Source organism: Thiohalocapsa marina (assembly GCF_008632335.1).
In the GTDB taxonomy this organism is placed as follows: domain Bacteria; phylum Pseudomonadota; class Gammaproteobacteria; order Chromatiales; family Chromatiaceae; genus Thiohalocapsa; species Thiohalocapsa marina.
The window spans coordinates 14,601-39,712 of the sequence record NZ_VWXX01000009.1; the positions used below are offsets into that span (position 1 = coordinate 14,601).

At 67.7% G+C, this 25,112-nt stretch carries 22 protein-coding genes and 1 pseudogene; 10 read left to right on the forward strand and 13 right to left on the reverse strand.

Annotated features, from left to right (window positions below; genetic code table 11):
- Positions 1-28: 28 nt before the first annotated feature.
- On the reverse strand, positions 29-478 hold the full coding sequence (locus F2Q65_RS08335; protein WP_150092324.1) for a type II toxin-antitoxin system VapC family toxin: 450 nt from the start codon (positions 476-478) through the stop codon (positions 29-31).
- 498 nt (positions 479-976) lie between these two features.
- On the opposite strand from F2Q65_RS08335, the gene F2Q65_RS08340 reads away from it, so the two are divergent.
- The 4 genes from F2Q65_RS08340 to F2Q65_RS08355 are packed head-to-tail and all read left to right on the forward strand — an operon-like array spanning position 977 to position 7,574.
- Positions 977-1,612 (forward strand): LuxR C-terminal-related transcriptional regulator, encoded by a 636-nt coding sequence (locus F2Q65_RS08340; protein ID WP_211354002.1) that lies wholly within the window; start codon positions 977-979, stop codon positions 1,610-1,612.
- 28 nt (positions 1,613-1,640) lie between these two features.
- Entirely contained in the window at positions 1,641-3,779 is a 2,139-nt protein-coding gene (locus tag F2Q65_RS08345) for a TonB-dependent receptor plug domain-containing protein (protein ID WP_150092326.1), read from the forward strand.
- A 5-nt stretch (positions 3,780-3,784) separates the two neighbouring features.
- Positions 3,785-4,720: an ABC transporter substrate-binding protein gene (locus tag F2Q65_RS08350; protein WP_150092327.1), complete on the forward strand. Its 936-nt coding sequence runs from the start codon at positions 3,785-3,787 to the stop codon at positions 4,718-4,720.
- A gap of 13 nt (positions 4,721-4,733) precedes the next feature.
- Positions 4,734-7,574, forward strand: a complete 2,841-nt coding sequence (locus tag F2Q65_RS08355) for a hybrid sensor histidine kinase/response regulator (RefSeq protein WP_150092329.1) — start codon at positions 4,734-4,736, stop codon at positions 7,572-7,574.
- A 110-nt stretch (positions 7,575-7,684) separates the two neighbouring features.
- Here the strand turns inward: F2Q65_RS08355 and F2Q65_RS08360 are convergent, their stop codons facing one another.
- The 3 genes from F2Q65_RS08360 to F2Q65_RS08370 form a co-directional block, all read right to left on the reverse strand.
- The gene (locus F2Q65_RS08360; protein WP_150092331.1) at positions 7,685-8,809 is read right to left on the reverse strand and encodes a glycosyltransferase; all 1,125 of its coding nucleotides are present in this window, start codon (positions 8,807-8,809) and stop codon (positions 7,685-7,687) included.
- Positions 8,810-8,851: 42 nt separating this feature from the next.
- A complete protein-coding gene (locus F2Q65_RS08365; protein WP_150092333.1) occupies positions 8,852-10,033 on the reverse strand; it encodes an aminotransferase class I/II-fold pyridoxal phosphate-dependent enzyme in 1,182 nt (393 codons plus the stop codon).
- A gap of 122 nt (positions 10,034-10,155) precedes the next feature.
- The gene (locus tag F2Q65_RS08370) at positions 10,156-10,965 is read right to left on the reverse strand and encodes an HAD-IA family hydrolase (protein ID WP_150092335.1); all 810 of its coding nucleotides are present in this window, start codon (positions 10,963-10,965) and stop codon (positions 10,156-10,158) included.
- A 317-nt stretch (positions 10,966-11,282) separates the two neighbouring features.
- Here F2Q65_RS08370 and dksA point away from each other — a divergent pair, with 317 nt between their 5' ends.
- The 3 genes from dksA (at position 11,283) to F2Q65_RS08385 (ending at position 15,238) form a co-directional block, all read left to right on the forward strand.
- The gene (dksA, locus tag F2Q65_RS08375; RefSeq protein ID WP_150092337.1) at positions 11,283-11,717 is read left to right on the forward strand and encodes an RNA polymerase-binding protein DksA; all 435 of its coding nucleotides are present in this window, start codon (positions 11,283-11,285) and stop codon (positions 11,715-11,717) included.
- Positions 11,718-11,763: 46 nt separating this feature from the next.
- Positions 11,764-12,681 (forward strand): tRNA glutamyl-Q(34) synthetase GluQRS, encoded by a 918-nt coding sequence (gene gluQRS, locus F2Q65_RS08380; RefSeq protein WP_150092339.1) that lies wholly within the window; start codon positions 11,764-11,766, stop codon positions 12,679-12,681.
- A 67-nt stretch (positions 12,682-12,748) separates the two neighbouring features.
- Complete coding sequence (locus tag F2Q65_RS08385) at positions 12,749-15,238, forward strand: glycogen/starch/alpha-glucan phosphorylase (RefSeq protein ID WP_150092341.1); 2,490 nt, start codon at positions 12,749-12,751, stop codon at positions 15,236-15,238.
- Positions 15,239-15,274: 36 nt separating this feature from the next.
- Here F2Q65_RS08385 and ampD read toward each other — a convergent pair whose 3' ends face one another.
- The 4 genes and pseudogenes from ampD to F2Q65_RS20410 all read right to left on the reverse strand — a co-directional run bounded on the left by ampD (position 15,275) and on the right by F2Q65_RS20410 (position 18,189).
- Positions 15,275-15,853 (reverse strand): 1,6-anhydro-N-acetylmuramyl-L-alanine amidase AmpD, encoded by a 579-nt coding sequence (gene ampD / locus F2Q65_RS08390; RefSeq protein WP_150092343.1) that lies wholly within the window; start codon positions 15,851-15,853, stop codon positions 15,275-15,277.
- 22 nt (positions 15,854-15,875) lie between these two features.
- Complete coding sequence (locus tag F2Q65_RS08395) at positions 15,876-16,280, reverse strand: CBS domain-containing protein (RefSeq protein WP_150092345.1); 405 nt, start codon at positions 16,278-16,280, stop codon at positions 15,876-15,878.
- A 3-nt stretch (positions 16,281-16,283) separates the two neighbouring features.
- Positions 16,284-16,634, reverse strand: coding sequence for a P-II family nitrogen regulator (locus tag F2Q65_RS08400; protein WP_150092347.1), 351 nt, complete (start codon positions 16,632-16,634; stop codon positions 16,284-16,286).
- 2 nt (positions 16,635-16,636) lie between these two features.
- Positions 16,637-18,189, reverse strand: a pseudogene (locus tag F2Q65_RS20410) (DUF1538 domain-containing protein).
- A gap of 241 nt (positions 18,190-18,430) precedes the next feature.
- On the opposite strand from F2Q65_RS20410, the gene nadC reads away from it, so the two are divergent.
- Both nadC and F2Q65_RS08420 read left to right on the forward strand, forming a co-directional pair.
- Entirely contained in the window at positions 18,431-19,303 is an 873-nt protein-coding gene (nadC, locus tag F2Q65_RS08415) for a carboxylating nicotinate-nucleotide diphosphorylase (protein ID WP_150092351.1), read from the forward strand.
- Positions 19,304-19,575: 272 nt separating this feature from the next.
- On the forward strand, positions 19,576-19,950 hold the full coding sequence (locus F2Q65_RS08420) for a sulfur globule family protein (protein ID WP_150092353.1): 375 nt from the start codon (positions 19,576-19,578) through the stop codon (positions 19,948-19,950).
- 107 nt (positions 19,951-20,057) lie between these two features.
- On the opposite strand, the gene F2Q65_RS08425 is transcribed toward F2Q65_RS08420, so the two are convergent.
- The 5 genes from F2Q65_RS08425 to F2Q65_RS08445 all read right to left on the reverse strand — a co-directional run bounded on the left by F2Q65_RS08425 (position 20,058) and on the right by F2Q65_RS08445 (position 24,244).
- A complete protein-coding gene (locus F2Q65_RS08425) occupies positions 20,058-20,585 on the reverse strand; it encodes a phosphatase PAP2 family protein (protein WP_150092355.1) in 528 nt (175 codons plus the stop codon).
- Entirely contained in the window at positions 20,557-21,783 is a 1,227-nt protein-coding gene (locus F2Q65_RS08430) for a glycosyltransferase family 4 protein (RefSeq protein WP_150092357.1), read from the reverse strand. The genes F2Q65_RS08425 and F2Q65_RS08430 overlap by 29 nt, the downstream gene beginning before the upstream one ends.
- Positions 21,773-22,636 (reverse strand): lysophospholipid acyltransferase family protein, encoded by an 864-nt coding sequence (locus F2Q65_RS08435; protein WP_170265606.1) that lies wholly within the window; start codon positions 22,634-22,636, stop codon positions 21,773-21,775. The genes F2Q65_RS08430 and F2Q65_RS08435 overlap by 11 nt, the downstream gene beginning before the upstream one ends.
- 13 nt (positions 22,637-22,649) lie before the next feature.
- Complete coding sequence (locus F2Q65_RS08440) at positions 22,650-23,417, reverse strand: GNAT family N-acetyltransferase (RefSeq protein WP_150092361.1); 768 nt, start codon at positions 23,415-23,417, stop codon at positions 22,650-22,652.
- 173 nt (positions 23,418-23,590) lie between these two features.
- Positions 23,591-24,244, reverse strand: a complete 654-nt coding sequence (locus F2Q65_RS08445) for a histidinol-phosphatase (protein ID WP_150092363.1) — start codon at positions 24,242-24,244, stop codon at positions 23,591-23,593.
- Between the two features lie 191 nt (positions 24,245-24,435).
- Here F2Q65_RS08445 and F2Q65_RS08450 point away from each other — a divergent pair, with 191 nt between their 5' ends.
- Positions 24,436-24,999 (forward strand): RNA pyrophosphohydrolase, encoded by a 564-nt coding sequence (locus F2Q65_RS08450; RefSeq protein WP_150092365.1) that lies wholly within the window; start codon positions 24,436-24,438, stop codon positions 24,997-24,999.
- Positions 25,000-25,112 lie beyond the last annotated feature (113 nt).

Consider the following 25,112-nt stretch of genomic DNA (forward strand, 5'->3'; position numbering starts at 1 on the left):
GGGAAACGCTGATTTGTTCAGCGCCTCCCTAAGCCCCAAGCAGTTCCCGCGGCGTCAGGCCGCGCACATTGCTGGTGATCAGGTCCGGCGCATTCAGCGACACGATCACCGGCAGCTGGTGCTCGACGGCGGTCTGGATGGTGATCGCATCGTCCAGACGCAGAAAGTCGCCGGCGGCGGCGTTGCCGTTGCTGCGCGCGCACAGCGTCTGCAGCGCCTCGTCCAGCATGCCGTCGGTGGTCGGCACCACCCGCAGATAGCCGCGCAGTGCCGCCAGCCGCTGCTGGGCCAGGGCCTCGCCGCAATTCAGGGCCAGCTCCTCGATCGCCCGCTGCAACGCGCTGCCGCCGATGTGGCCGCGTAGTTCCCCGCGCTGCGCCAGGGCCAGAACGGTGTGGCAGTCGTCGCTGTCCGGCGGGTCCGCCAGCTCTGCACCGATAATGACCGTGCTGTCGAGCAGAATGTCTCTAAGATCCATGCATGCCTCCTGATGGATGGCCGTAACGGCCCTACGCCACGTCCTCCCGAGCCTCATACTGGCCGCGGATCATCGCCGCTGCCTTCGGCCAGCAGCAGGCCCTGACAGCCGCGATGATCGACGCCGAGGTTCGAAGACGCGTACTGCCGGGGATTCCGCTGCGGAGACCCGGCGCTAGCCGCTATCATGTAATGTCCGCCGCCGCCCGACCATCACACAAACCGGCTAGTACCCGATTAGACGAACTATTTCGTTTGGGTTAGCCGGTTTGGGTTACACTAGGCGGTGGAGCGTGCACGGTCGCCGCTAGAACACGAAAAGCAAGCGCGGAAGCCAGACTCAGCAGCGTCTCCCTGGGCGCTCCCGAACCAGGAACAATCCGGCAACCAGCCCTCCAGCGCCGCTGCAGACCTGCACGGGGCGGCCTGGGTCCTGTGGCGATACCGGACGCAGAGACGGCGCGCCATCGCGTCGGGAGATCTTTTCTTGCAAGTCATCGTGGCAGACGATCACGCGCTTTTGCGTCTGGGGCTGATCGATGCCCTGACGCAGATGGACCCGCAATTGCAGGCCCATGAGGCCGCGGACGCGACACAGGTGCTGGAACAGCTCGCCGCCGTGCCGGATGCGGACCTGATCCTGCTGGATCTGTTCATGCCCGGGGCCAACGGCTTCGAGTTACTGAGCCAGGTCTGCGAACGGAGTCCGGCGCCGGTCGTCGTGCTCTCCGCCAGCGAACTGGTGGCGGACATGCGCAGCGCGCTGGACTGCGGCGCCGCCGGCTACATCCCAAAGTCCACCCCGCGGGAGCTCCTGCTATCGGCGCTGCAGCTGGTGCTGGCAGGCGGCACTTATGCGCCGCCGGCACTGGTGCAGGCGGGAAAGCAGCCGGGCGCCAGCGGCAACGCCACGACGCCCACCGCCGACCCCGCGGCCCTGACCAGCAGGCAGCAGCAGATCCTGCGGATGATCGGGCGCGGCTACTCCAACAAGCAGATCGCCACGGAACTGCACCTGGCGGAAAACACCGTGAAGGTGCATGTGACCAACATCCTGCGGCAACTGGGCGTCGGCAACCGGACCGAGGCGGTGACCCTGGCCCGGGAACGGGGCTTCGGCCTCGACCCCTACTGACACCGACGAGCGAACCTGACCGTACCACATGAACACCCCTGCGTTGATCTCGCCCGCGGCGACGAGGCAACCGGTGCCGTCACCAAGGGCCGCGGCAACATCGGCCCTGACGCTGATACCAATACTGACTCTGGCCCTGATAACGGCACCGGCGCTCCTGACATCCGCTCCCGCCCGGGCCGAGGACCGGCCGCCACCGGCGGGCACCGAACTGGACTACCTGGCGGACATCCCGGTGGTGGTCTCGGCCACCCGCCTGGCCCAGCGCGTCACCGACACACCCACCGCCGTCACCGTGATCGACCGGGAGCTGATCCAGCAGTCCGGCGCCATCCACCTGGTGGACCTGCTGCGGCTGGTACCCGGGTTCCAGGTTGCCCATGTGTCCGGCAACCTGTTCACCGCCACCGCCCACGGCGCCAGTCCGCCCTGGTTCTCGCGGCTGCAGGTCCTGATCGACGGCCAGTCCCGCTACTACTCCACCTTTTCCGGCCTGGACTGGGCCAACCTCGGCATCGCACTGGCGGACGTGGAGCGCATCGAGGTGGTGCGCGGGGCGAACATACCCACCTACGGCGACAATGCCATCAGCGGCACTGTGAACATCATCACCCGCCAGCCGTTTCAGGATCAGGGGCTGTTCCTGCAGGCCTCCGGCGGCAGCCGCGACTGGGCGCAAGGCCTGGTGCGCTACGCCGGCCGGCTAGGCAATATGGACTACCGGCTGACGCTGGAGCACCGGCAGGACGACGGCTTTGCGGACGTGCACGACCACACGCGCCTGTTCAATCCGTCGTTCCGCGGTATCGTCGATCTGACGCCGCAGGACGAGCTCGACATCCACCTCAGCTACACCGCCAGCGACCTGGGCTCGGACCTGCAACTGCCGGATTATCCGCGTGACGATCGTACCCTGCAGAGTGATTTCCAGTTCCTGCGCTGGACCCATGCCGACGGCAGTGACCGCTCCTTCTACCTGCAGTTCACCCGGGACGCCTACGACAGTCACGAAGATACCCATATCACCCTGGGCGAATTGGCCGAAGACCTCGGCCTCCCCCCGGCCATCACCGAGTACCTGGGTCCGCTGGACCAGGCGTTGCGCTACAACTCCTACAACAGTGCCAGCGAACGCTATGAAGTGGAGTTCCAGCAATCTCTGCGGCTGTTCGACACCGCCCGCCTGGCCTGGGGTGGCAGCTACCGCTGGGACCGGCTGCGTCACGACCACCTGGGCTCCGACGACTGGGTCAGCGCCGAACGGGCACGGCTGTCCGGTAACCTGGAATGGCGACCGGCGCTCCGCATCGTGGCCAACATCGGCGCCGCACTGGAGTCGAACACCGTCACCGAGGGGCAGGCGTTCTCGCCGCGCATCGGTGTCAATGTCCGCCTCGCCCCAAACCAGACAGCGCGCATCGCGCTGACCCGGGCGCACAAGTTCCCGTCGCTGCTGGAAGAGCACTGGAACGAGGTCCTGGCCACGGACGATGGCACCGTCCTGTTCCAGAAGACCCGCTCCGATGGCGACCTGGCGCTGGAAACCCGGGACCAGGTCGAGCTGGGCTATCTGGCGGAGTTCTGGCGCGGGGCCCTGAGCCTGGACACCCGCCTCTACCACGAACGGATCGAGGATGCCGTCGACACCACCTTCGACCGCAACTGCCCCGAGCAGCCGTTCGTTGACGAGATACCCTGCCTGCGTATACAGAATGCCATGGACTATCGCGTCACCGGGCTGGAGGCCAGCGCCACGCTGCGCCCGCGGGCCGGGACCCTGGCACGGCTGACCTACGCCTACGCCGACGCCCGCAACCGCTCCCCGGACATGCCCGATTCCCTCAGCGCCGTTAGTCCCGTGGACACCATCCCGCGCCATTCCGGCTCGCTGCTGCTGAGCCAGACCTTCGGCCAGGGGTTCGAGGGCAGCGTCGCTGCCTATTACATGGACGACCTGATCTGGTCCATCTATGACAGATCCCCGCACGAACCCCTCAAGGACCACCTGCGCATCGACCTGCGGCTTGCCAAGCGCTTCGGCGGCAACACGCGGGCCGGCCTGGTGGAATTGCTGGTGCATGGCCTCGGCGGCGGTTACGACGAGTTCTTTCTGGACAACCGTTTCGAGCCCCGGGTCTATCTGCGCGCCTCGTTGCAATTCCGCTAGCCCGAATGACAAAGGTCCGCCATATCAGGCTGAGCCTGGGGCTCGGCATCGTCTTGTGGGCCAACGCCGCGCTGGCGCTGGCCACCGATGCGGCGGTGGACATCCTGCTCAGCGGCCCCGAGCGTCTGTACCGGCAGGTTGCCGACAGCCTGCAGCAATACCTGGCAGCGGACACTGCTGCGGTGGGCCTGGAACTGCGGCGCAGCCTGGTCGCCGACGGCGTGGCGCCGGGTGCCGCCCGGCTGACGGTGGCCGTCGGGCTGAACGCCTGCAAGCAGGCCCATGACAAAGGCACCCGGCGCCCGCTGCTGTGCGCGCTGGTGCCCCGGGAGGCGTTCCAGGCCCTCACCGGCAACGGCTCCGCGGCGGACGTCTCTGCGGTCTATCTGGATCAGCCCATCGACCGGCAGTTCCGGCTCGCGCGCGCCCTGTCGCCCGGGGCCCGCAAGGCCGGCCTTCTGGCAGGGCCGCAGATGCAGCGGGAGCGTGCCGGTATCGAACGCAGCGGCCGCAGCGCGGACTTCGCGGTCGACCTGGCACCGGCGGCGGACGAACGCAGCGCGGCCCGGGCCATCCAGCAACTGGTGGCCGACAACGACCTGATCCTGGCCGCCTATGATCCCGCCGTGCTGACGCCCACCAGCGCCAAATGGCTGCTGCATCTGGCCTATCAGCAGCAGCGGCCGGTGGTGGGCTTCTCCCGCGCCTATGTCGATGCTGGCGCCGTCGCCGCGGTATTCAGCACGCCGGAGCAGATCGGCCGGCAGACCGCACAGGCCGCGGCCGCCTTCCTGCGCGACCCGCGCCGCCTGCCCGCGCCAAGTTATCCGCGGGCATTCGAGGTGGCGATCAACCGTGACGTGGCCGCCGTGCTGGGGCTCGACCCGCCCTCAGAGGCCCAGCTCGCGCGGCAACTGATGCAGCCAGCCGGCGACCGATGAGGCAGGCCCCGCGATGAACAGCCGCCGTCGCCCACACATCTTCAGCCTGCGCACCCGCATGATCGCGCTGGCGGTGGTTCCGGTGCTGGTCATCGCCTTGTCCACCGGTGGCTACATGATCCATTCCAGGTTCATCGACCTGCACCAGGCGCTGCACGAGCGGGGCCAGATCATGGCCAACAACCTCGCCATGGCGGCCGAACTCCCGCTGCTGACCCGTGACCTGGCACACCTGGAGGCGCTGTGCGCATCGACGCTGCAGCAACCGGACGTATTCTCGGCCGCGATCCACGATGCCGACCGCAAGACAGCCCTGACGCAGTGCGGTCCGCCGGGGCACGCAGACCATTCCGACAGGTACGACGAGATCTTCTCGGCCGCCGTCGGCAGCGTCGGCGTTCAGGTCAGCGACTTCGATCCCGCCGCCCAGGGCCCACTCACACCCCTGGGCTGGGTCGAGATCCGCCTCTCCGGCGCCAACATCCTGCAACGCCAGCGCCAGATCCTGTCGACCAGCCTGCTCATCGTTTTCGGCGGCATCCTCACCAGCCTGTTCGCCGCCCTGCACATCGGTGGCGGCATCAGCCGCCCGTTGCTGGCCCTGAGCGACGCCATGCGCCGCTACCGCCGCGGCGAGCAAGGCGTGCGCATCCGCCCCGGTGCCCCGGACGAGATCGGCGAACTGGCGCGGGACTTCAACCGCATGGCCTGGGCCCTGGAGCAGTCCCAGACCCGGCTACGCAAGCAGGTGGATGCAGCCACGGAAGAACTGCGCCACACCGTGGCATCGCTCAAGGCCAAGAACGCCGAACTGGTGGTCGCACGCGAAGCGGCAGACCGCGCCGGGCGGGAGAAATACGACTTCCTGGCGCGCATGAGCCATGAGATCCGCACGCCGCTGAACGCCGTGATCGGCTTCAGCCGCCTGCTGCACGACAGCCCCAACGACGATTCCAGCGAGGAATACAGCCGCACCATCGACCAGGCCGCGAACCAGCTGCTGTGCGTGATCGACGGCGTGCTCAACTTCACCAAGCTGGAATCGGGCAACCTGGAACTGGAAACCCAGCCGTTCGACCCGCGCAGCTGCCTGGAAGACGTCATCGCCATGATCGGCCCCGCCGCCCGTGACCGCGGGCTCGAACTGGCCCTGGTGATCCAGTCGGACATGCCCCGAGGCCTGCAGGGCGACCGCCACCGCCTGTCGCAGATCCTGGTAAACCTGCTCGACAACGCGGTCAAGTTCACCAGCCAGGGCCACGTGCTGCTGGAGGCCTGCTACGACCACCACGGCCCCAATGCCGGACAACTCCGGCTGCTGGTGGAAGACACCGGCATCGGCCTCAGCGACGAGGCGCGCGAACGCCTGTTCCAGCCCTTCGTGCAGGCCGACAGCTCCATCACCCGCCGCTACGGCGGCACCGGACTCGGCCTGGTCATCTGCCAGCGCCTGGTCCGGCTCATGGGCGGCCGCATCCAACTGCACAGCCGACCCGGCCAGGGCAGCCGGTTCCAGATCAGCATCCCCTGCCCCACCGCAGAGCTGGCGCCCAACCCGAGCCCTGACCTGCCGACGGTCTTGCGACCAGCCCAGCAACCGGCGCCGCTGCCCGCCGCCCCCCTGGCCGGACGCAAGGTTCTGCTCTGCGAGCGCCGGCCGCTACAACGCAAGGCTGTGCTCAACGCCCTGCTGGGCTGGTCCATGCAGGTAGAACAGGCCACCGACCCCGACACTCTGCCCAACCTGTTGAGCCGAGCCGCAGCCGCCGGCAATGGCTTCGACCTGGTGGTGCTCGGACTCGATGCCGACCAGACCAACACAGATAGCGTGCAATCCCTGCTGGCCGGGATTCACCAAGGCTTCGACGGACCCCTGCTGGTGCTGGCCGGGTCCGGCCCCGGCGACCTGCCCGCACCCAATTTCATGCACCCAGACGTCGCCTGGGCCAGCAAGCCCATCCGACTCGCACGCCTGCATCGCAAACTGTGCCACCTGCTTGCGCCGACAGCCGCCAGTGCATCGCCAGCGCAACCCGACACCGCCCAGCCCCGCCACCAGGGCCAGCGAGTCCTGGTGGCCGAAGACAACGCCTTCAACCGACTGCTGCTGCAACGCCTGCTCGGCATGCGCTCCATCAGGATGCAGGAAGTCACCAACGGCCTCGACGCCATTGACGCCGCCCGGCAAGACACCTTCGACCTGATCCTGATGGACATCCACATGCCCGACCTGGACGGCATCGAAACCGCCCGGCGCATCCGCCGGCAACATAGCGAACAAGGCACCACCTGCCCGCCCATCGTCGCACTCACCGCCGACGTCTTCGCCCGGGACCGGCACAGCGCCGAAGACTGGCCCTTCGACGGCCTGATCCTCAAACCCATCAGCGAGACCATCCTGGACCAGACGCTGGCAGACATGCCCGCGCGCGACTCCGCCGCCGCCTCGGCCGCATCCGCTGCAAAAGCCGCCACATCCGCCGTAACCGCTGCGTCTGTTGCATCTGCCGCATCCGCCACGACCACGGCATCCACTGCGTCCGCCAAGTCAGCCACGAGCCCGCCGCCAACGGCCGGAAACCCCGGTCCGACAACACCCACCGCCCGCACCATCGATCTGCAGCAAGCCCTGCAACAGGAACTCCAGAACCTGCTGCAACGCCTGACCGATGCCGTCGACCGCGCCGACCGGCCCGCCATCCGCGACCTGGCCCATCAGCTCAAGGGCTGCTGCGGCTTCTTCGACCAGCGCGAACTCGAAGCCGCCGCCCGAACCCTGGAAGTCGCCGCGCCCGACGTCCACATGGACACACTGCGGCAGCATCTCCGCGAGTTGGAAGCGATGGTTGGGTAAAGAGGGGTCGGCGGCAAAAAGACAGCCTTCAGCCGCCAGCCGCCAGCCGCCAGCCGGACTGGACGATGTCGCCCTCCCTGGCATGGATTCCGGCTTCCCGGCCGGCACACCTACCGCCCTGCGGTCACCGCCTTGGGCTGATTCCAGGTGTAGACCGAGGTGACCGCATAATTCCAGACCGCGCCGACGATGATCCCCGCCGTGGCCGACAGCACCCACCAGGGACCGCCGGTCGGCGACACATTGAACAGATAGGTCGCAATGCCGACATTCGCCACCGCCCCCAGCGAACAGGCCAGCGTAAAGGACACCCAGCCCCGCAACAGGCCCCAACCCCGCAACCGCCGATCACGATACGTAAACCAATTGTTCAGGAAGAAATTGAACGTCATCGCCACCAGCGTCGCCACCGTCTGGCCGACAATGAAGGTCTCCTCCAGCCCCCGGAACACCAGCCACAACACCGCCATGTGCACAAAGACACCCAGCCCGCCGATGGACGCAAAGGCAATGAACCGCACCGGCACATAACGCCCGACAGACTTGTCCAGCAACATCGCGATGTACTGCCAGGCCACCACATTGTCCAGCTTGCTGTCACCCGCATGACGCAGGCGAAACTCATACGGCAACTCACGAAAACGCAATGGCCGCCCCGCCGTCACAAAGATATCCAGCAGGATCTTGAAGCCGATGGCCGACAGATCATGCACCACCTCATCGATCAGCGCCCGCCGCAACAAGAAAAACCCGCTCATCGGATCCTTCAGATCCGCCTTCAGCACCAGTCCGGACAGACGCGTCGCAAACCGGCTGGCCAGCTCCCGCTCCGAGCCCCAGTCGCCGATGCTGCCGCCCTCCACGTGCCGACTGCCCACCACGATCTCCAGATCCTCGGCCCGCAAGGTCGACAACATCTGCGGCAACAGCCGCTCGTCATGCTGCAGGTCTGCATCCATCACCGCCACAAAAGGCGCCGTCGAGGCCAGCATGCCCTCGATGCAGGCCGACGACAGCCCACGCCGGTGGATCCGATGCACCAGCCGCACCCGGGCATCCGCCTGCGCCAGCGTGCGCACCGCCGCCGCCGTGCCATCCGGCGAATCGTCATCGACGAAGATCACCTCCCAGCGCACGCCCCGCAGACACTGCTCCAGCCGCGCGACCAGGGCCTGCACATTGGGCTGCTCATTGAAGGTCGGCACCACCACCGACAACTCGACCACAGAAGACATGCTGGAGGCTTCCTGTATACCCTTAGGAGCAAGGAAAGGTGATCAACACGGCAAGGCCGCGACCGTCGCGATGCGCGCCGCCGCCTCGCGCAGGCGGGCCGGGCCCACCGTGTAGGCAAAACGCAGCATCCGCCCGCTGTCGTCGCCGCCGAAGTCCAGCCCCGGCGTCACCGCCACATTGGCCGTCTCCAGCAGCGTCTCCGCCAGCGTCGCCGCATCGGCGCAATGCGCCGGGATGCGCGCATAGATATAGAAGGCACCTTCCGGCGTGGCCGGAATGCCGAACCCCAGGTCCGACAGCAGATCGAGCAGCACATCGCGCCGCAGGCGAAAGGCGTCGCGCCGCTGATCCAGCAGCGACAGCGTCTGCGGCCGCAGCGCCGCCAGGGCCGCATGCTGGGACACCGTCGGCGCCGCCAGGTACAGATTCTGCGCCAGCCGCGACACCGTCTCGGCGAACGCCGGCGGCACCACCAGCCAGCCCAGACGCCAGCCAGTCATGCCGAAATACTTGGAGAAACTGTTCACGACGAAGACATTGTCGCCGCCGGCGCTGAGCGCGGTGTGGTCCTCGACCCCATAGGTCAGCCCCTGATAGATCTCGTCCACGATCAGCGCCGCGCCGCGCTCGCCCGCCAGCGCCTGCAGCTCGGCGATGGCCGCGGCCGACATCACCGCGCCGGTGGGATTGGACGGGCTGGCCAGCAGCAGCGCACGCACATCCGCCTGCCAGACAGCACGCGCATCCGCCGCGCTGAGCCGATAGCCAGTCTCCGGGCCCACCGGCACCACCCGGGGACGACCACCGATCAACGACACGATGTGCCGGTTGCAGGGATAGCCGGGCTCGGTCAGCAGCACCGAGTCGCCCACGTCCACCACCGCTGCCAGGGCCAGTTGCAGCGCCCCCGAGCCGCCGGGGGTGACGATGATCCGGGCCGGATCCACCGCGACACCGTAGCGGCGCCGATAATGGTCCGCGATGGCCTGGCGCAATCGCGGCAGCCCCGCGGCCGGGGTATAGCCCAGAGGCGCCGATGCCAGCGCCGCGCGCGCCTCGGCGATCACCGGCTCCGGGGTCGGAAAGTCCGGCTCGCCCACCTCCAGGTGGATCAGGTCGCGGCCGTCCGCCTCCAGCGCCCGGGCGCGCTCGAGGATGCGCATGACATGGAAGGGCGCCACCGCGGCGGCTCGGCGTGACGGGACGACGGCGGGACCGGCCATGGTCACCACAGCCCCGGGTTGGGCATCGGGCTGTTCACGGTATTGTTCACGGGATTGGGCACAGCACTGGTCATCGCATTGGTCACCGACTGGCACACCGGATCATTCATCAGAGGGCCAGCTCAAGGCATGGAATACGCGCGCCGGTGCATCGCGCGCAGGGCATCGAGGCTGATATGAGGAAAGCCTTGCAGAGTCCCCGCCAACGCCGTGCTGGGCGCGTCCGGCTCGCCGAGCCGATCCACCACCAGCGCCGCCCCGGTGAAGTCCTGCTGCTCGGTGTAAGAACTCACCGTGACCAGCAACGCCCGCAGATCGGCCCCAAGGGCCGAGCGGACGCCGTTGTCGGAGTCCTCCACCGCCGCACAGGCCGCCGGCGGCAGGTCCAGTTGCGCCAGGGCCAGTTGAAAGATGTCCGGTGCCGGCTTCTTGGCTGGCACCACGTCGCCGGCCGCAATCACCTCGAACCAGTGCTCAAGCCCCGGCTCCGGGGCGGACGCCAGCAGCGCGGTGACGTTCTCCGGCGTGGTGGTGGTGGCGATGGCCAGGCGCACGCCGGCGTCACGTGCCTCGCGCAGCAATCGCAGCACGCCGCTACGCAACGGAATCACGCCGTCGCGCATCATGGCCACGTAGTGCTCGGTCTTGCGCCGGTGCAGCTCGCGGACGAACGCGTCCAGAGACGGCGACGCCGACTCCGATCCCGATTTCGGCGGCGGCACGAAATCCGGCCGGAAGCGCCGCAGGTACTCGTGGATGCGCTCCTTGCCGCCAGTGACCCGCAGCAGCTCGCCGTAGAGCGGCACGGACCACTCCCAGTCCAGCCCCACATCAGCAAACGCGGCATTGAACGCGGGGCGATGGCCGTCGCGCTCGGTATCCGCCAGCGTCCCGTCGACATCGAAGATGATGGCCTGCAGCGGCGCCGTCATAGATCCCTCCTCCGAGGAAATGCTGATTTGCTAGCCTCTCTGCTGTCGAGCTCCCGGAGCGCCGACCCCCGACCCGCTCACGCTGTGGCCGGAACCTGATGCGCGTTGGCGATATGTCAGCGTTTCTTTCGGGTTCGGCATCAGATCGACCCGACAGGGTACCACAGGGATCGGCGCCGCCGGGCATGACACCGAGTATTGCCGTGCGGAAACACATCTGGTACAAACGCCGGCTTATCGTTGCCGACGTGTCGCCCCAACGGGGCTCGCGGGCGGCAGTTGCCACGACAGATTCCATTGTCCTAGGGAGCACAACAATGGCCGAGGCAGAAAATAGAGGCGCCAAGGCGTTCGGGTTCGAGCCCTACGAGGCCGGCAAGGACGAGGACTACATGAGCCCGGAGCAGGAGGAGCACTTTCGCGGCATCCTGCTCGAGTGGAAGCGCTCGCTGATGGAGGAGGTGGACCGGACAGTGCATCACATGCAGGACGAGGCCACCAACTTTCCGGATCCCAACGACCGCGCCACCCAGGAGTCCGAGTTCAGCCTGGAACTGCGCACCCGTGACCGCGAGCGCAAGCTGATCAAGAAGATCGACGAGGCGCTGGGCCGCATCGACGAGCACGAATACGGCTACTGCGAGGCCTGCGGGGTCGAGATCGGTGTGCGTCGTCTGGAGGCCCGCCCCACGGCCACCCTGTGCATCGACTGCAAGACCCTGGACGAGATCCGCGAAAAGCAGCGGGGCTGAGTCCGCCCCTCGCCCGGATCGTCCGCGCAACGCGACGCTGACCGGCATGCCCGCTCAGCCCCGCGACCGATGCTATCGGGGCCGCTTCGCGCCCTCCCCCACCGGCCCCCTCCACTTCGGCTCGCTGATCGCCGCCGTCGGCAGCTTCGCCGATGCCCGTGCCGCCGGCGGCGTCTGGCTGGTGCGCATGGACGACCTGGACCGCACGCGCGAGGTGCCAGGCACGGCCGACGCCATCCTGCGGGCGCTGGAGCGGTTCGGCCTCCACTGGGACCAGTCCGTGTGCTATCAGAGCCGACGCACGGATCGCTACGCCGCCGCGCTGGAACAGCTCCGCCGGCAGGGCCTGACCTACCCCTGCGGCTGCTCCCGCCGCGAGATCGCCGCCGCCGGCCGCGCCGGCCCCGAGGGTCCGATCTACCCCGGCACCTGCCGCAACGGCTTGCCCCGCAACCGCCAGGCCCGCGCCGAGCGGTTGCGGGTCAGCGACACACCGATCGCGCTGGAAGACCAGATCCACGGCCTCGTGCAGCAATGCCTGGCGGCCGATGTCGGCGACTTCGTGCTGCGTCGGGCGGACGGCATCCACGCCTACCAGCTCGCCGTCGTGGTGGACGACGCCGAACAGCGCATCAGCCACGTGGTGCGCGGCGCCGATCTGATGCTGTCGACACCGCGCCAGGTCTACCTGCAGCAGCTGCTGGGTCTGCCCCGCCCGGCCTACGCCCATCTGCCCCTGGCCCTGGACGCCCATGGCCGCAAGCTGTCCAAGAGCCTGGCCGCCGCACCGGTGGACCCCGCCGATCCGGTGCCGGCCCTGTTGCGCGCCTGGCGCTTTCTCGGCCAGCCCAGTCTGCCGGAGTGGCCCGGCTCCGCGGCGCAGTTCTGGCAGCTGGCGGTGCCCCGCTGGTGCCTGGCGCGGGTACCGCGCCAACCTGCCCTGCCCGCCGCCAGTGCGCGCTGACAACCAGACCCGTGGCCGAAAACCGCACCCCGATCCGCTCCAGAGACCAGGCACCGGAGATGCACCCATGAGCCAAGCAGCGAAACAAGACGCCAACGAGCCCACCCGCACCGGCCTGTCCCGGGGGGCGCTGAAGCGCGCCGTTCTGGACAACCTGTTCTATGTCATGGGCCGCTTCCCGGAGGTGGCCAGCGCCAGCGACCGCTACAGCGCCGTGGCCTACACCGTGCGCGACCGACTGCTGGAGCGCTGGATCCGAACCGCCCGCTACTACAAGGAGCGCAACTCGCGCACCGTCTGTTACCTGTCCGCGGAGTACCTGCCGGGGCCCCACCTGCTGAACAACATGCTCAATCTGGGCATCACCCGCACCGCCGGCGAGGTGGCCCGCGAGCTGGGCGCGGACCTGGCCGAAATCCGCGAGACCGAGGAAGAGCCGGGCCTGGGCAATGGCGGCCTCGGCCGCCTGGCGGCCTGCTACATGGACTCCCTGGCAACGCTTCAGATCCCGGCCATCGGCTACGGCATCCGCTACGAGTTCGGCATCTTCGACCAGGTGATCGTCGACGGCTGGCAGGTGGAAAAGGGCGACACCTGGCTGCGCAACGGCAACCCCTGGGAGATCCCCCGCCCAAAGCTGACCTTCCCGGTGGGCTTCGGCGGACGCGCCGAGCACTATACCGACAAGCATGGCGTGATCCGCCGACGCTGGCTGCCGGACCTGATGGTCAATGGCGTGGCCTATGACACCCCCATCATGGGTTACGGCGTCACCAACGGGAACCTGCTGCGGCTGTGGAAATCCGAGGCGCCGGAATCGTTCAATTTCCAGGCCTTCAACGTCGGCGACTACTACGGCGCGGTGCACGCCAAGATCGAGGCGGAGACCCTGTCCAAGGTGCTGTACCCCAACGACGAGCCCGTGGCCGGCAAGGAACTGCGGCTGAAGCAGCAGTACTTCTTCGTCTCCTGCTCGCTGCAGGACATGATCCGGCTGCAGTTGCGCAACGCCGGCACCCTGGACAGGTTCCACGAGAAATACGCCATCCAGCTCAACGACACCCACCCGGCGCTGGCCATCGTGGAACTCATGCGGCTGCTGGTGGACGAGCACTTCATGTCCTGGGAGCAGGCCTGGGAGATCACCCGCAACAGCTGTCACTTCACCAACCACACCCTGCTGCCGGAGGCGCTGGAGACCTGGCCGGTGGCGCTGTTCGAGCGCTTGCTGCCACGCCATCTGGAGATCCTCTACGAGATCAACCGCCGCTTCCTCGATGAGGTGCGGGTGCACTTCCTGAACGACGAGGAGCGGGTCGCGCGCATGTCCCTGATCGACGAGTCCGACGGCCGCAAGGTGCGCATGGCGCATCTGGCCGCCGTGGGCAGCCGGGCCATCAACGGCGTGGCGGAACTGCATTCCAGCCTGCTCAAGACCACCATCATGCGCGACTTCCACGACCTCTGGCCAGAGCGCTTCCACAACGTCACCAACGGCGTCACGCCCCGGCGTTTCATGGTGGTGAGCAACCCGCCCCTGGCGGATCTGATCAGCGACACCTGCGGCCATGCCGACTGGATCCGCGACATGCGGCGTCTGCGCGAACTTGAGGCCCATGCGGATGATGCGGGGCTGCAGGGCCGCTGGCGCGAGGTGAAGACCGCCGCCAAGGGCGCACTGTCCGACTGGCTGGGCCAGCACACCGGCTTCCGCCCGGACCCGGAGACCCTGTTCGACGTGCAGGCCAAGCGCATCCACGAATACAAGCGTCAGCACCTGAACCTGCTCCACATCGTTTGGCTGTACGAGCACCTGAAGCAGAACCCCAACGCCGAACTGACGCCGCGCACCTTCATCTTTGGCGGCAAGGCGGCGCCAGGCTATTTCATGGCCAAGCTGATCATCAGGCTGATCCACGCCATCGGCGAGGTGATCAACAGTGACCCGCAGGTCAACGGCTTTCTGCGCGTGGCCTTCATGCCGGATTTCAACGTCAAGAACGGCCAGCGCCTGTATCCGGCGGCGGACCTCTCGGAGCAGATCTCCCTGGCCGGCAAGGAGGCCTCGGGCACCGGCAACATGAAGTTCGCCATGAATGGCACGCTCACCATCGGCACCTTGGACGGGGCCAACATCGAGCTGCGCGACGAGGTGGGCCACGACAACTTCTATCTGTTCGGCATGACCGCCGAAGAGGTGCAGCAGCGCCAGGCTGAGGGCTATCGGCCCTGGGAGCTGTACCACGGCGATGCGCAACTGCGCTCGGCGGTGGACCTGATCGCGTCTGGCCTGTTCTCCCACGGCGACACCGAGCTGTTCCGACCGATCACGGAGAACCTGATCCACAGCGACCCGTTCATGGTGCTGGCGGACTTCCACGCCTACCAGGAGCGCCAGCAGGAGGTGGACCGGGCCTATCGCGATCCGAATCACTGGACGCGCATGTCGATCCTCAACACCGCCCGCATCGGCAAGTTCTCGTCGGACCGCGCCATCGCGGAGTATGCGAAGAAGATCTGGCAGATCGAGCCGGCGCCGGTGGAGCTGGCGGACTGAAGGAGACGGCGACCCGAGCGGGTCGGCGGCGACGATTCAGCCGGCCCGCCCGGGAGAATGCAACAGCGCCCGATAGCGCGCCCAGTCGAAGGCCGGCCCGGGGTCGGTCTTGCGCCCGGGCGCGATATCGCTATGACCGACGATCCGCTCCGGCGTGATGGCAGGAAAGCGCCGCCGGATCTCCGCCGTGACCGCCGCCAGACAGCGGTACTGGGCATCGGTGTAGGGGGTCCGGTCGGCGCCCTCCAGCTCGATGCCAATGGAGGAGTCGTTGCAGGCGGTGCGACCCTGAAAGCAGGACTGGCCCGCATGCCAGGCGCGCCGCCGCAGATCGACGAACTGCACCAGCTCGCCGTCGCGGCGGATCAGCAGATGCGCCGAGACGCGCAGCCCGGCCAGCGAGCGGAATGCCGCGTGGGCCCCAGGGTCCAGTCGGTTGCTGAACAGCTGCTCGATCCAGGGGCCGCCGAACCGGCCCGGCGGCAGGCTGATGTTGTGGATCACAAGCAGGTCGACCCGCGTGCCCGGCGGGCGCGCGTCCTGGTTGTCGCTCGGGGCCTTTCGTGCCCGGGCCAGCCAGCCCTCGGGCGGGATCGCGTCGCGCGTCTGCTGCATGAAAACCGCTCCTGACGGCGCGTCAGCCCACCGGCATCATGCCCTTGATCACCAGGTCCGTCAGACTGACGATGCCGATGACCTCGCCATTCTGCACCACCGGCGCGCGGGACAGGTCAAGGCGGGCGAACAGGCGGGCGCAGTAGCGGATGTCCATCTCCGGCGGCACGCTGATCAGGGGCTTGGACATGATCTCGTAGATGTTCACCCGGTCCGGGGCGCGGTCCCTGGCCAGCACCTGGCGCGCGATGTCGGAGATCAGCACCATGCCCAGTTCGTCGTCGTCGTGGCGCTTGCGCACGATCAGGCACTTGGTGTCCACATGACGCATCTGCTGCAGCGCCCGGGCAACCGTATCCATGCCATCGACGGTATCGAAGCTGCGTTTCATGACATCGCGCACGCGAATCAGCCGACGCTCGCCCATGATTCAGATCTCCTCCTGCACCTTCTCGGACAACACGCGAATCTGGTGGCTGATGCCCACGGCATCCTCCACGTCGACCTGAAAGGCAATGCCGCAACCGGCCTGTTCCTCGAAGCGCCCCACCCGGGCGATGGTCTCCAGGATGCCGCGGGCCAGATGCTCCTCGACCAGCAGCAACAGCACATCGCGCTGGGTCTCCAGGTTCAGGCCGAAGAAGGTCTTCTGCTTCTCCGCGCCCTCGCCACGGGCCTGGCTGATGACCGTGGAGCCGGTGGCGCCGGCGGCACGCGCCGCCTCCAGCACCGCCTCCGTCTCGGTGCGCTCCACCAGCGCGATGATGAGCTTGAAGTGCATGGTCAGTGATCCTCTGGTTGGGCCTTGCGGCGCTGTACAAGGCGAGTGTAGAACGCGCTCAGCTGCGCATAGCCCATGACGGACATGATCGGGAACAGGCTGGCAAAGGCAATCAGCCCGAAGCCGTCCAGCATCGGATTGCGCCCGGGGATGTTGCTGGACAGCCCGAGCCCCAGCGCGGCCACCAGCGGGACCGTGACCGTGGAGGTGGTGACGCCACCTGAATCATAGGCCAGGGCGACGATGCTGCGCGGGGCAAATGCGGTCTGGATCAGCACCACCACATAGCCGGTAATGATGTAGTAGTGCAGCGGCGTGCCGCTGACAATGCGGTAAGCGCCCAGCGCAATGCCCACCGCCACGCCGATGGCCACGGCGATGCGCAGGCCCCAGGCGTCGATGGCGCCGGCGGAGACCTGGTTCGCCTTGATGGCCACGGCGATCAGCGACGGCTCGGCGATGGTGGTGGCAAAACCGATGGAGAAGGCGAACAGATACAGCCAGAAGTAGGCGTGCCAGTGGGACTGCGAGTCCGCCTCGGCGTCGATGACCAGGAACTCCGGTGCCGTCAGTTGCGCCGCCATCAGCTTGCCCAGCGGAAACAGCGCCGTCTCCAGGCCCTGGATGAAGAAGGCCAGCCCCGCCAGCACCAGCAGCATGCCCGCCAGGACCCGTCGCAGGTTGGCGATGGGCCGGCGCAGCACCAGCACCTGGAAGCCGATGAGGATGGCCACGATCGGCAGTACATCGCCCAGGGTGGCGCAAAGCGGCAGGATGTGCTCGAACGGGCAGAGGGTGTCCATGCGGCGCAGCAGATCCAGTAAGCGGGTCAGATGAGGATGCCGTAGCCCATGACGAAGATCATCGGCGTGAGGGAGGCGAAGGCAATCAGGCCAAAGCCGTCGGTGACCGGGTTGCGCCCCTCGATGCTGGAGGCCAGACCGACCCCCAGGGCGGTGACCAGCGGCACGGTGATGGTGGACGTGGTCACGCCGCCGGAATCATAGGCGATGCCGATGATCTCGGCGGGGGCGAACGCGGTCATGATCACCACCCCCAGATAGCCGCCGATGATCAGGTACTGGATGGGCCAGCCCCGCAGGATCCGCAACACGCCGATGACGATGGCCAGCCCCACGGCCAGGGCCACCGTGAGGCGCAGCCCCTCGGCATAGTCGGCCTTGGCCTCGTCCGCCGCATCGATCATGCCGCCCCGGGCCGCCACCTCGGCCGCCTCGGCGGCCACCGCGATCAGGGCCGGCTCCGCCACCGTGGTGCCGAAGCCGAGACTGAAGGCAAAGGCAAGCAGCCAGAACAGGCTGCCCTTGCGGGCAAAATCCCAGGCCATGGCCTCGCCGATGGGAAACAGGCCCAGCTTGAGCCCCTGTACGAACAGCGTCAGCCCGATGAGGACCAGGAAGGTGCCGAGCAGCAGGTCGGCAAAGTCCGGCACCGGCGCCCGCAGCACCACGAGTTGGAAGAAGGCGATGACCAGAATGATGGGCGCGAGATCCCGCGCACTGTCCAGCAGCGCCCGGATGGCCTGCCACAGCAGCGTCTTCAACGGCGCCGGGCCCGAACGCACCGCAGGCCGGCAAGCGGACCGCGGACCGCGGAGGCCTTGCCAGCATCGTTGCCGCGGCAGGCGTGGCGCCGAGGCAGCCGGTCTGTGCGTTTTTCGTTACCCGACATCGGCTCAATGTTACTAAACTGGGGGCACAATACCCAGCGCGACCGGCCTCGGCCGGTTCGCGTGCCGCACCAACCTTCGCAATGCCCACAGGCAGGTCCGCCCCATGACCGTTGATCCCCATTTCCTGGCCGAACATCGTCCATCCGCCGCCCTGATCCGGCAGCATGTGCAAAGCGCCCTGGATGAAGACCTGGGTGCGGGCGATGTCACCGCCGCCCTGCTGCCGAGCGGGCAGGCCCGCGCCGCGATCATCACCCGGGAGCACGCGGTGCTGAGCGGACAGGCCTGGGTCGATGCGGTGTTCCATCTGCTGGACCCCGGCATCGAACTGGACTGGCACTGCCACGACGGCGAGCGCATCGCCCCGGACCAGGTGCTGTGCCGGCTGCGCGGGCCGCTGCGGACCCTGCTCACCGGCGAGCGCACGGCGCTGAACTACCTGCAGACCCTGTCCGGCACCGCCACCCTGACCCGCGGCTACACCGATCGGGTCGCGGACCTGCCGGTGCGCATCCTCGACACCCGCAAGACCCTGCCTGGCCTGCGCCGCGAACAGAAATATGCCGTGCTGTGCGGCGGCGGTCACAATCACCGCATGGGGCTGTTCGACGCCATCCTGATCAAGGAGAACCACATCATGGCGGCGGGCTCCATCAAGGCCGCCGTGGACGCGGCCCGACGCACGGGACGGGCGCTGCCGGTGGAGATCGAGGTGGAGTCACTGGACGAACTGGAGCAGGCCCTGGCGGCGGGGGTAGAGCGCGTGCTGCTGGACAATTTCGACCTGGACGGTCTGCGCGAGGCGGTGCGGCTGGCCCGGGGCCGGACTCGCCTGGAGGCCTCTGGCGGCATCACCCTGGAGCGCCTGCGTGACGTCGCCGCAACCGGCGTCGACGACATCTCCATCGGCGCCCTGACCAAGGACGTGCGCGCGGTCGACCTGTCCATGCGGCTCGATGCCGAGCCGACATCCTGAGCCGGACTGCACAGCCGTTCCGCCCGGCCCACCGGCTCACCAGATCCGCTCGGCGCCCCCCGGATCCGGTCTCCGGCACCCCGGATCGCTGCTCGGCGGATGGCATTGGCGTGGAAGTCGCCTCAGCCGATGTCGCGTCTGCCGACTGCATCCTGCAGGATCATCGGAAAAAGTAATTGCAAATTTTAGTAAATGCTAATATAGTAACACTCGTTGGTTGCAGATCGCGCCAACGCTTGCCAACCCAGAACAATGATTTCGGAGACTACAACATGAAAAAGCTTGCTACTGCCGCGGCCGTTGCCGCCCTCCTCGGTGTGTCCGCCTCCGCCAGCGCCTGGTGGGGTCCGGGTTGGGGTGGTCCAGGCTACGGCTCCGGTTGGGGCGACGGCATGGGCGACATGTTCAGTGACATGTTCGGTGATGGCTACGGCGACTTCAACATGAGCATGTCCGGTGGTGGTCGCGGCTGGGGTCGTGGTCGCGGTTATGGCTACGGTCGCGGTTACGGCTACGGCTATGAAAACCCGTACTACGGCTACGGCTACCCCTACTACGGCGCCCCCTACGGCGGTTATGGCTATCCGTACGGCGCTCCGGTTGCCCCGGTTGCTCCCGCTGCACCGGCCCAGCCAGAAGCGAAGTAAGCAGTCATCCGGCGCGCGCCCCGACCCTGTCGGGGACCACCGCACTGCCCAAAACGCCCGGGATCCTCATGGATTCCCGGGCGTTTTTTGTTTCGGTCTCGTGCAGATCAGATCACCAGCAGCAGGCTGGACCAGCCGAGGGCCAGCCCGACCACGGACGCGACCACCACGTCACTGGGATAGTGCAGGCCGAGCACCACCCGCGACGCCGCCACCAGCAGCGTGAAGGGCACCAGCAGCCAGGCCAGGGCGGGATAGTAGAACAGCGCTACGGTGGAAAAGCTCACCGCGTGCAGAGTGTGGCCGGATGGGAAACTATAGCGATCCAGCGGCGGCACGCCGGCGGTGATGTCCAGGTCGTAATGGCACGGGCGCACGCGCTGGGTCATGCCCTTCAGCCGCTTGTACAGCAGCAGCGCCACACCGCCGGTGAGCAGCATGTGCAACGCTGCCTCCAGCCCGTAGAGGCCATCGACCAGGGGCATCACCGCCATCAGGCTATACCAGAAGACGCCGTTTCCGAGCCGACTCACAAGCGCAAACGGCCGGAAAAACCAACGCTGCCGCGTCGACTGGCTCCAGCGCCGGCACACCGGCGTCTCAAGTTCATTCAGCAGCCGCAGCCATGCTTTCATGCTTGCCTCCGCTCCCGGCATGATGCCGTATCGCCTCCAGCAGTCGCCGCTCGACCGACTCGATGACGCGATCCCAACTCAAGGTTTCTGCCGTTGCCCGCGCCGCCCTGCCCAGGCGCCGCAAGCGGTGGCCGTCTGCGGCGACGGCCACCGCCGCATCGACGAAGGCCTGGTCGCAGCCCATGGGCACCACAACGCCATTGCACCAGGATGAAACATACTCGTGCGCGGCCGCATCATCAAACGCCACCACCGCGAGACCGCTCGCCATGGCCTCGGTGACCACGTTACCGAAGGTCTCCGTCAGGCTCGGAAAGATAAAGCAGTCTGCCGAGGCATAGTGGCGGGCGAGCTCCGCCCCGACCCGGGCTCCGGCAAAGACGTGCTCCGGGTGCTCCCGGCGCACCGCCTCCAGCGCCGGCCCGTCGCCGACGAAGACGCATCGGGTCCCGGGCTGGCGCTGCGTGATGGCGGCAAAGGCACGCACCGCCAGACCGATGTTCTTCTCGGCGGCGATGCGGCCTACGTACAGCGCCACCACGGAATCCTCATCGCAGCCCCAGGATCGACGCAAGGCTGCGCAGCGTCGCGCCGGCGAAAACAGCTGCGTATCCACCCCGCGACCGAATACCCGCACATTGCGGAAACCGTCGTCATGCAGCCGGTGCTCCAGCGTCCGGGTCGGCACCAGGGTACCGTCGGAACGGTTGTGGAACTGCCGCAGGGCACGCATGATCGGCCGCATCAGCAGACCGAAGCCGTAGTGCCGGCTGTATTGATGAAACTGGGTGTGGAACCCGGTCAGCACCGCGATGTCGAGGGTGCACGCCGCATGCAGCGCCGCATGTCCCAGGGGCCCCTGCGTCGCGACATAGACCACGTCCGGCCGGCATCGGCGCCAACGCCGGCGCAGTCGCCGGTACACCGGCAGGCCGAAACGCAGGCCGCGATATCCGGGAATCGGCAGGCCGGGCACCAGCAGCTGCTCCGCTTCCGGTCCGGGCCCGGCAACCACCCGCTCGACGCCCTGCCGCGGGCGAATGACCGATACCGAATGGCCCCGGGCCACCAGTCCATCGGCCAGTTGACGCATGGTATTGGCAACGCCGTTGATCTCCGGCGGATAGGTCTCGGTGACCACGGCAATGGCCAGCCGCCTGCGCCCCTCGACCGCCGGGCAAGACAGCTCACGCGGCATCGCGCCACCGCCCCGATGGCAACGCATCTGCCATCATGCCGAACTGCGCCGGGCGCGCCGCCTGGATAGTGGCCGGAGCCGGCCCCTGGCAGCCCGCCGGAGGCAGTCCGAGTTGCGCGCCAATGGCATCGCGCGCCGCCTCGGCCAGACCCCGCCGGTCGCGACCCGCGGAGTCGATGGGCGCGAGCCAGGTCACCCGAACAGACAAGCCCGGGTGCCGCAGGACCCGCAGCAGGTGACGCAACAGGTTGTCGTCGCCGACAAAGGGGGCCACCGCGTCCGGCGCCCCGTCATCGCCATAGCGGATCGCCACCGGCTGCACCCAGGGCGCGCCCGGCACCAGGGCCGCGGCGAACAGCCGGGGATGGAACGGCAACAGGCGTCGTCCGTCTGTGGTCGTGCCTTCCGGAAACATCACCATCGACCGCCCGGACCGGACCACCGCGGCCAACTGCTGACCCGCCGCTGCCGTCTGGTGCGCGCCGCGGCGCAGGAAGACAGTGCCGGCCAGCAGCGACATCCGGCCGACCAGCGGCCAGCGTCGCACCTCCGCCTTGGACAGGAAACCGACCTCGCCCAGGGCGCCGAGCACCGGGATGTCCAGCCAGGAGACGTGATTGGCCACCAGCAGCGCCGGATGAGCCGGTTCGCCCCGCGCCTCGACCCGCAGCGCCAGACATCGACACAACCGGCGATGCCACCAGCACACCAGGCCCGGCAGCCAGTCGCACCGCAGCCCCAGGCGACGCAGCAGGGCGACGCCAAGGCCGACGACGGCGCCGGCCGCCAGATGCTCCGCCACGCGCAGGGCGCGCCAGAGGGCGACGGCGGGATTCAGCCCTGAGCTTCGCATGCCGGGTTCGCGCTCAGCATTCCGGCACGCGGGTGAGGAAATGCCGGGCATAGACCGGATCGATGCGATTCACGTCCAGCAGCATGAGCACATCGGCAACCTTGAAATCGGGATCGCGACAGGGCTCGCCGCAGGCCCGGGCGCCAAGTCGCAGATAGGCCTTGAGCAGCGGCGGCAGCGGCGCGTCAAGCACATCCTCGCAGACGCCGGAGTGTAACAGTGGCCGCCGCGGCGTAACACGCATGGAAGGCGGGGCCATCCCCTGCCGTCGCAAGCGGTTCATGATGGCCGCGGCCTGATAGTCACTCTCGCCCAACGGCACAGAGGCGCAGCCGAACAGATGGTCGATACCATGCAGCCGGATATAGCCGGCGATTCCCGACCAGAGCACCGCAATGGCGGACCCCTGCCGATAATCCGGGGCGATGCAGGTGCGCCCCACCTCGAGCACCCGGCCAGGGAGCGAGGGAATGGGCCCGAGGTCGAACTCGCTCTCGGAGTAGAAGCGCCCCAGCCGGCACGCGACGGCCCCGCTGAGCAGCCGCGTGCAACCCACCACCTGCCCGCTCTGGGTCTCGCGCACCAGCAGATGATGGCAGTGGTCGTCGAATGCGTCGACATCCAGGCCCTGGGCCGCGCTTGGCAACGCCGCGCCGAGTTCCAGCGCGAATACCCGATAACGCAGGGCCTGCGCCTCGCGCACCGCGTCCGGCCCGTCGGCCAGTTCAACGAACAGACGCTGACCGCGTTTCGCGGGCAGCGCCGATACCGATGCTCCCATCCGCTCACCCCTCTGCCTGTTCTTTCCGTCGCCAGAACCTGCCAGCCGACGGCAATCTCCGCGGCGACCGGCATGCGCGGGACACCCCGGCGCATCGAGGGGGAAGCATAGAGAAGGTTTGTGTCAGTGCGGTTTGGGGCCGGTGACGAAATCGTGAATCCGCGCGCCGGCGCTCAGCGCAGCGACAGGATCGGCCAGCCACGCTCCCGGGCCACGTCGGCCAGGTGCGGATCGGGATCCACCGCCACAGGGTTGTCCACCGTCTCCAGCAGCGGCACGTCGTTGATCGAGTCGCTGTAGAAATGGCTGTCGCGCAGGTCTTCGTCGCGCTCCTCGAGCCATTGCCGCAGCCGCTCCACCTTACCCTGCTGAAAGGCCGGCGTACCGGCCACGGCCCCGGTGTAGCGGCCGTCGGCGAATTCGGGCTCGGTGGCGATCAGGTGCGGCACGCCGTAGCGTTCGGCGATGGGGGTGGTGACGAAGGCATTGGTGGCGGTGATGATCAGCAGCGTATCTCCCGCCTCGCGGTGCCGGGCGATCAGCGCATGTGCCGCCGCCAGCATGATTGGCTCGATGCGCTGGCGCACGAACTCGGCCCGCCACTGCAGCAGGTCATCCAGCGTATGCTCGCTCAACGGCCGCAGGGCGAAACGCAGAAAGGCATCGATGTCCAGCCTGCCTTCCCGGTAGTCGGCGTAGAAGCGGGCATTCGCGGCCTCGTAGCCCTCGCCATCCACCACGCCGCGCTCGACCAGGTGCTGCCCCCACAGGTAATCGGAATCACCGGCGATCAGGGTGTTATCGAGATCAAAGATGGCGAGGGCCATGCTCCACTCCAGGGTAAGTATTGGTACGGAAGGCGGCGCCGGCCAGTATAGCAGCTCGCGCTCCGGGCCGATTCCGAGCCGATTCCGGGCCAGCCGGGCCGAGAGCACCGGATCGCTCGAGGACGACGCTGATTTGCCGAGGGCGCGCCGGTTGTGGAAAAATGTCGACAAGCTCAATGAGGTACGTCACCTTGATAGACCGGGACGGTTTCAGGCCAAACGTCGGCATCATTCTCAGCAATGCCGAACGCAGACTCTTCTGGGGTCGGCGCGTGGGCCAGAATGCGTGGCAATTCCCCCAGGGCGGCATCAAGACCGACGAGAGCCCGCTGGAGGCCATGTACCGGGAGCTGGAAGAAGAGGTCGGCCTGCGCCCCCGCCAGGTCACCGTGCTGGGCTCCACCCGGGGCTGGTTGCGCTACCGTCTGCCCAGACGCTACATCCGGCGCCACTGCGGTCCGATCTGCATCGGCCAGAAACAGGTCTGGTACATGCTGCGCGTGGACTGCGCCGAGGGCGACTTCTGCCTCGACCGGTCCGAAAAACCGGAATTCGACGCCTGGCGCTGGGTGCGCTACTGGTATCCGCTGCGAGAGGTGGTCTACTTCAAGCGGCGGGTCTACGAACAGGCCTTGCAGGAACTGGCGCCACTGCTCTATCCGGAGGGGGCGCCGCCAGCTGCCGAGCCGGACGCCGGCGCCCCCCCACAACAACGACGCGAGGCCCATCGTGCCGGTTACCTGCGCCGACGCTGAAGCGCTGCCGATGCCCGTCGCGGACCGCCGCCCCGCACCACGGCCGGCCGCAAGGATCCCATGATGTACCGCCTTAGGCCGGTTCCGCGAGCAGCAACCGCGGGCCTGGAGCC

Coding starts and splice junctions, on each gene's coding strand:
- nadC (WP_150092351.1), top strand. CDS start 18,431: ATGACCGTTGATCCCCATTTCCTGGCCGAACATCGTCCATCCGCCGCC.
- ampD (WP_150092343.1), bottom strand. CDS start 15,853: ATGCAGCAGACGCGCGACGCGATCCCGCCCGAGGGCTGGCTGGCCCGG.
- F2Q65_RS08395 (WP_150092345.1), bottom strand. CDS start 16,280: ATGGGCGAGCGTCGGCTGATTCGCGTGCGCGATGTCATGAAACGCAGC.
- F2Q65_RS08360 (WP_150092331.1), bottom strand. CDS start 8,809: ATGTCTTCTGTGGTCGAGTTGTCGGTGGTGGTGCCGACCTTCAATGAG.
- F2Q65_RS08425 (WP_150092355.1), bottom strand. CDS start 20,585: ATGAAAGCATGGCTGCGGCTGCTGAATGAACTTGAGACGCCGGTGTGC.
- F2Q65_RS08435 (WP_170265606.1), bottom strand. CDS start 22,636: ATGCGAAGCTCAGGGCTGAATCCCGCCGTCGCCCTCTGGCGCGCCCTG.
- F2Q65_RS08365 (WP_150092333.1), bottom strand. CDS start 10,033: ATGGCCGGTCCCGCCGTCGTCCCGTCACGCCGAGCCGCCGCGGTGGCG.
- F2Q65_RS08350 (WP_150092327.1), top strand. CDS start 3,785: ATGACAAAGGTCCGCCATATCAGGCTGAGCCTGGGGCTCGGCATCGTC.
- F2Q65_RS08400 (WP_150092347.1), bottom strand. CDS start 16,634: ATGCACTTCAAGCTCATCATCGCGCTGGTGGAGCGCACCGAGACGGAG.
- F2Q65_RS08440 (WP_150092361.1), bottom strand. CDS start 23,417: ATGGGAGCATCGGTATCGGCGCTGCCCGCGAAACGCGGTCAGCGTCTG.
- gluQRS (WP_150092339.1), top strand. CDS start 11,764: ATGCCCGCTCAGCCCCGCGACCGATGCTATCGGGGCCGCTTCGCGCCC.
- F2Q65_RS08335 (WP_150092324.1), bottom strand. CDS start 478: ATGGATCTTAGAGACATTCTGCTCGACAGCACGGTCATTATCGGTGCA.
- dksA (WP_150092337.1), top strand. CDS start 11,283: ATGGCCGAGGCAGAAAATAGAGGCGCCAAGGCGTTCGGGTTCGAGCCC.
- F2Q65_RS08370 (WP_150092335.1), bottom strand. CDS start 10,965: ATGACGGCGCCGCTGCAGGCCATCATCTTCGATGTCGACGGGACGCTG.
- F2Q65_RS08345 (WP_150092326.1), top strand. CDS start 1,641: ATGAACACCCCTGCGTTGATCTCGCCCGCGGCGACGAGGCAACCGGTG.
- F2Q65_RS08385 (WP_150092341.1), top strand. CDS start 12,749: ATGAGCCAAGCAGCGAAACAAGACGCCAACGAGCCCACCCGCACCGGC.
- F2Q65_RS08420 (WP_150092353.1), top strand. CDS start 19,576: ATGAAAAAGCTTGCTACTGCCGCGGCCGTTGCCGCCCTCCTCGGTGTG.
- F2Q65_RS08355 (WP_150092329.1), top strand. CDS start 4,734: ATGAACAGCCGCCGTCGCCCACACATCTTCAGCCTGCGCACCCGCATG.
- F2Q65_RS08430 (WP_150092357.1), bottom strand. CDS start 21,783: ATGCCGCGTGAGCTGTCTTGCCCGGCGGTCGAGGGGCGCAGGCGGCTG.
- F2Q65_RS08445 (WP_150092363.1), bottom strand. CDS start 24,244: ATGGCCCTCGCCATCTTTGATCTCGATAACACCCTGATCGCCGGTGAT.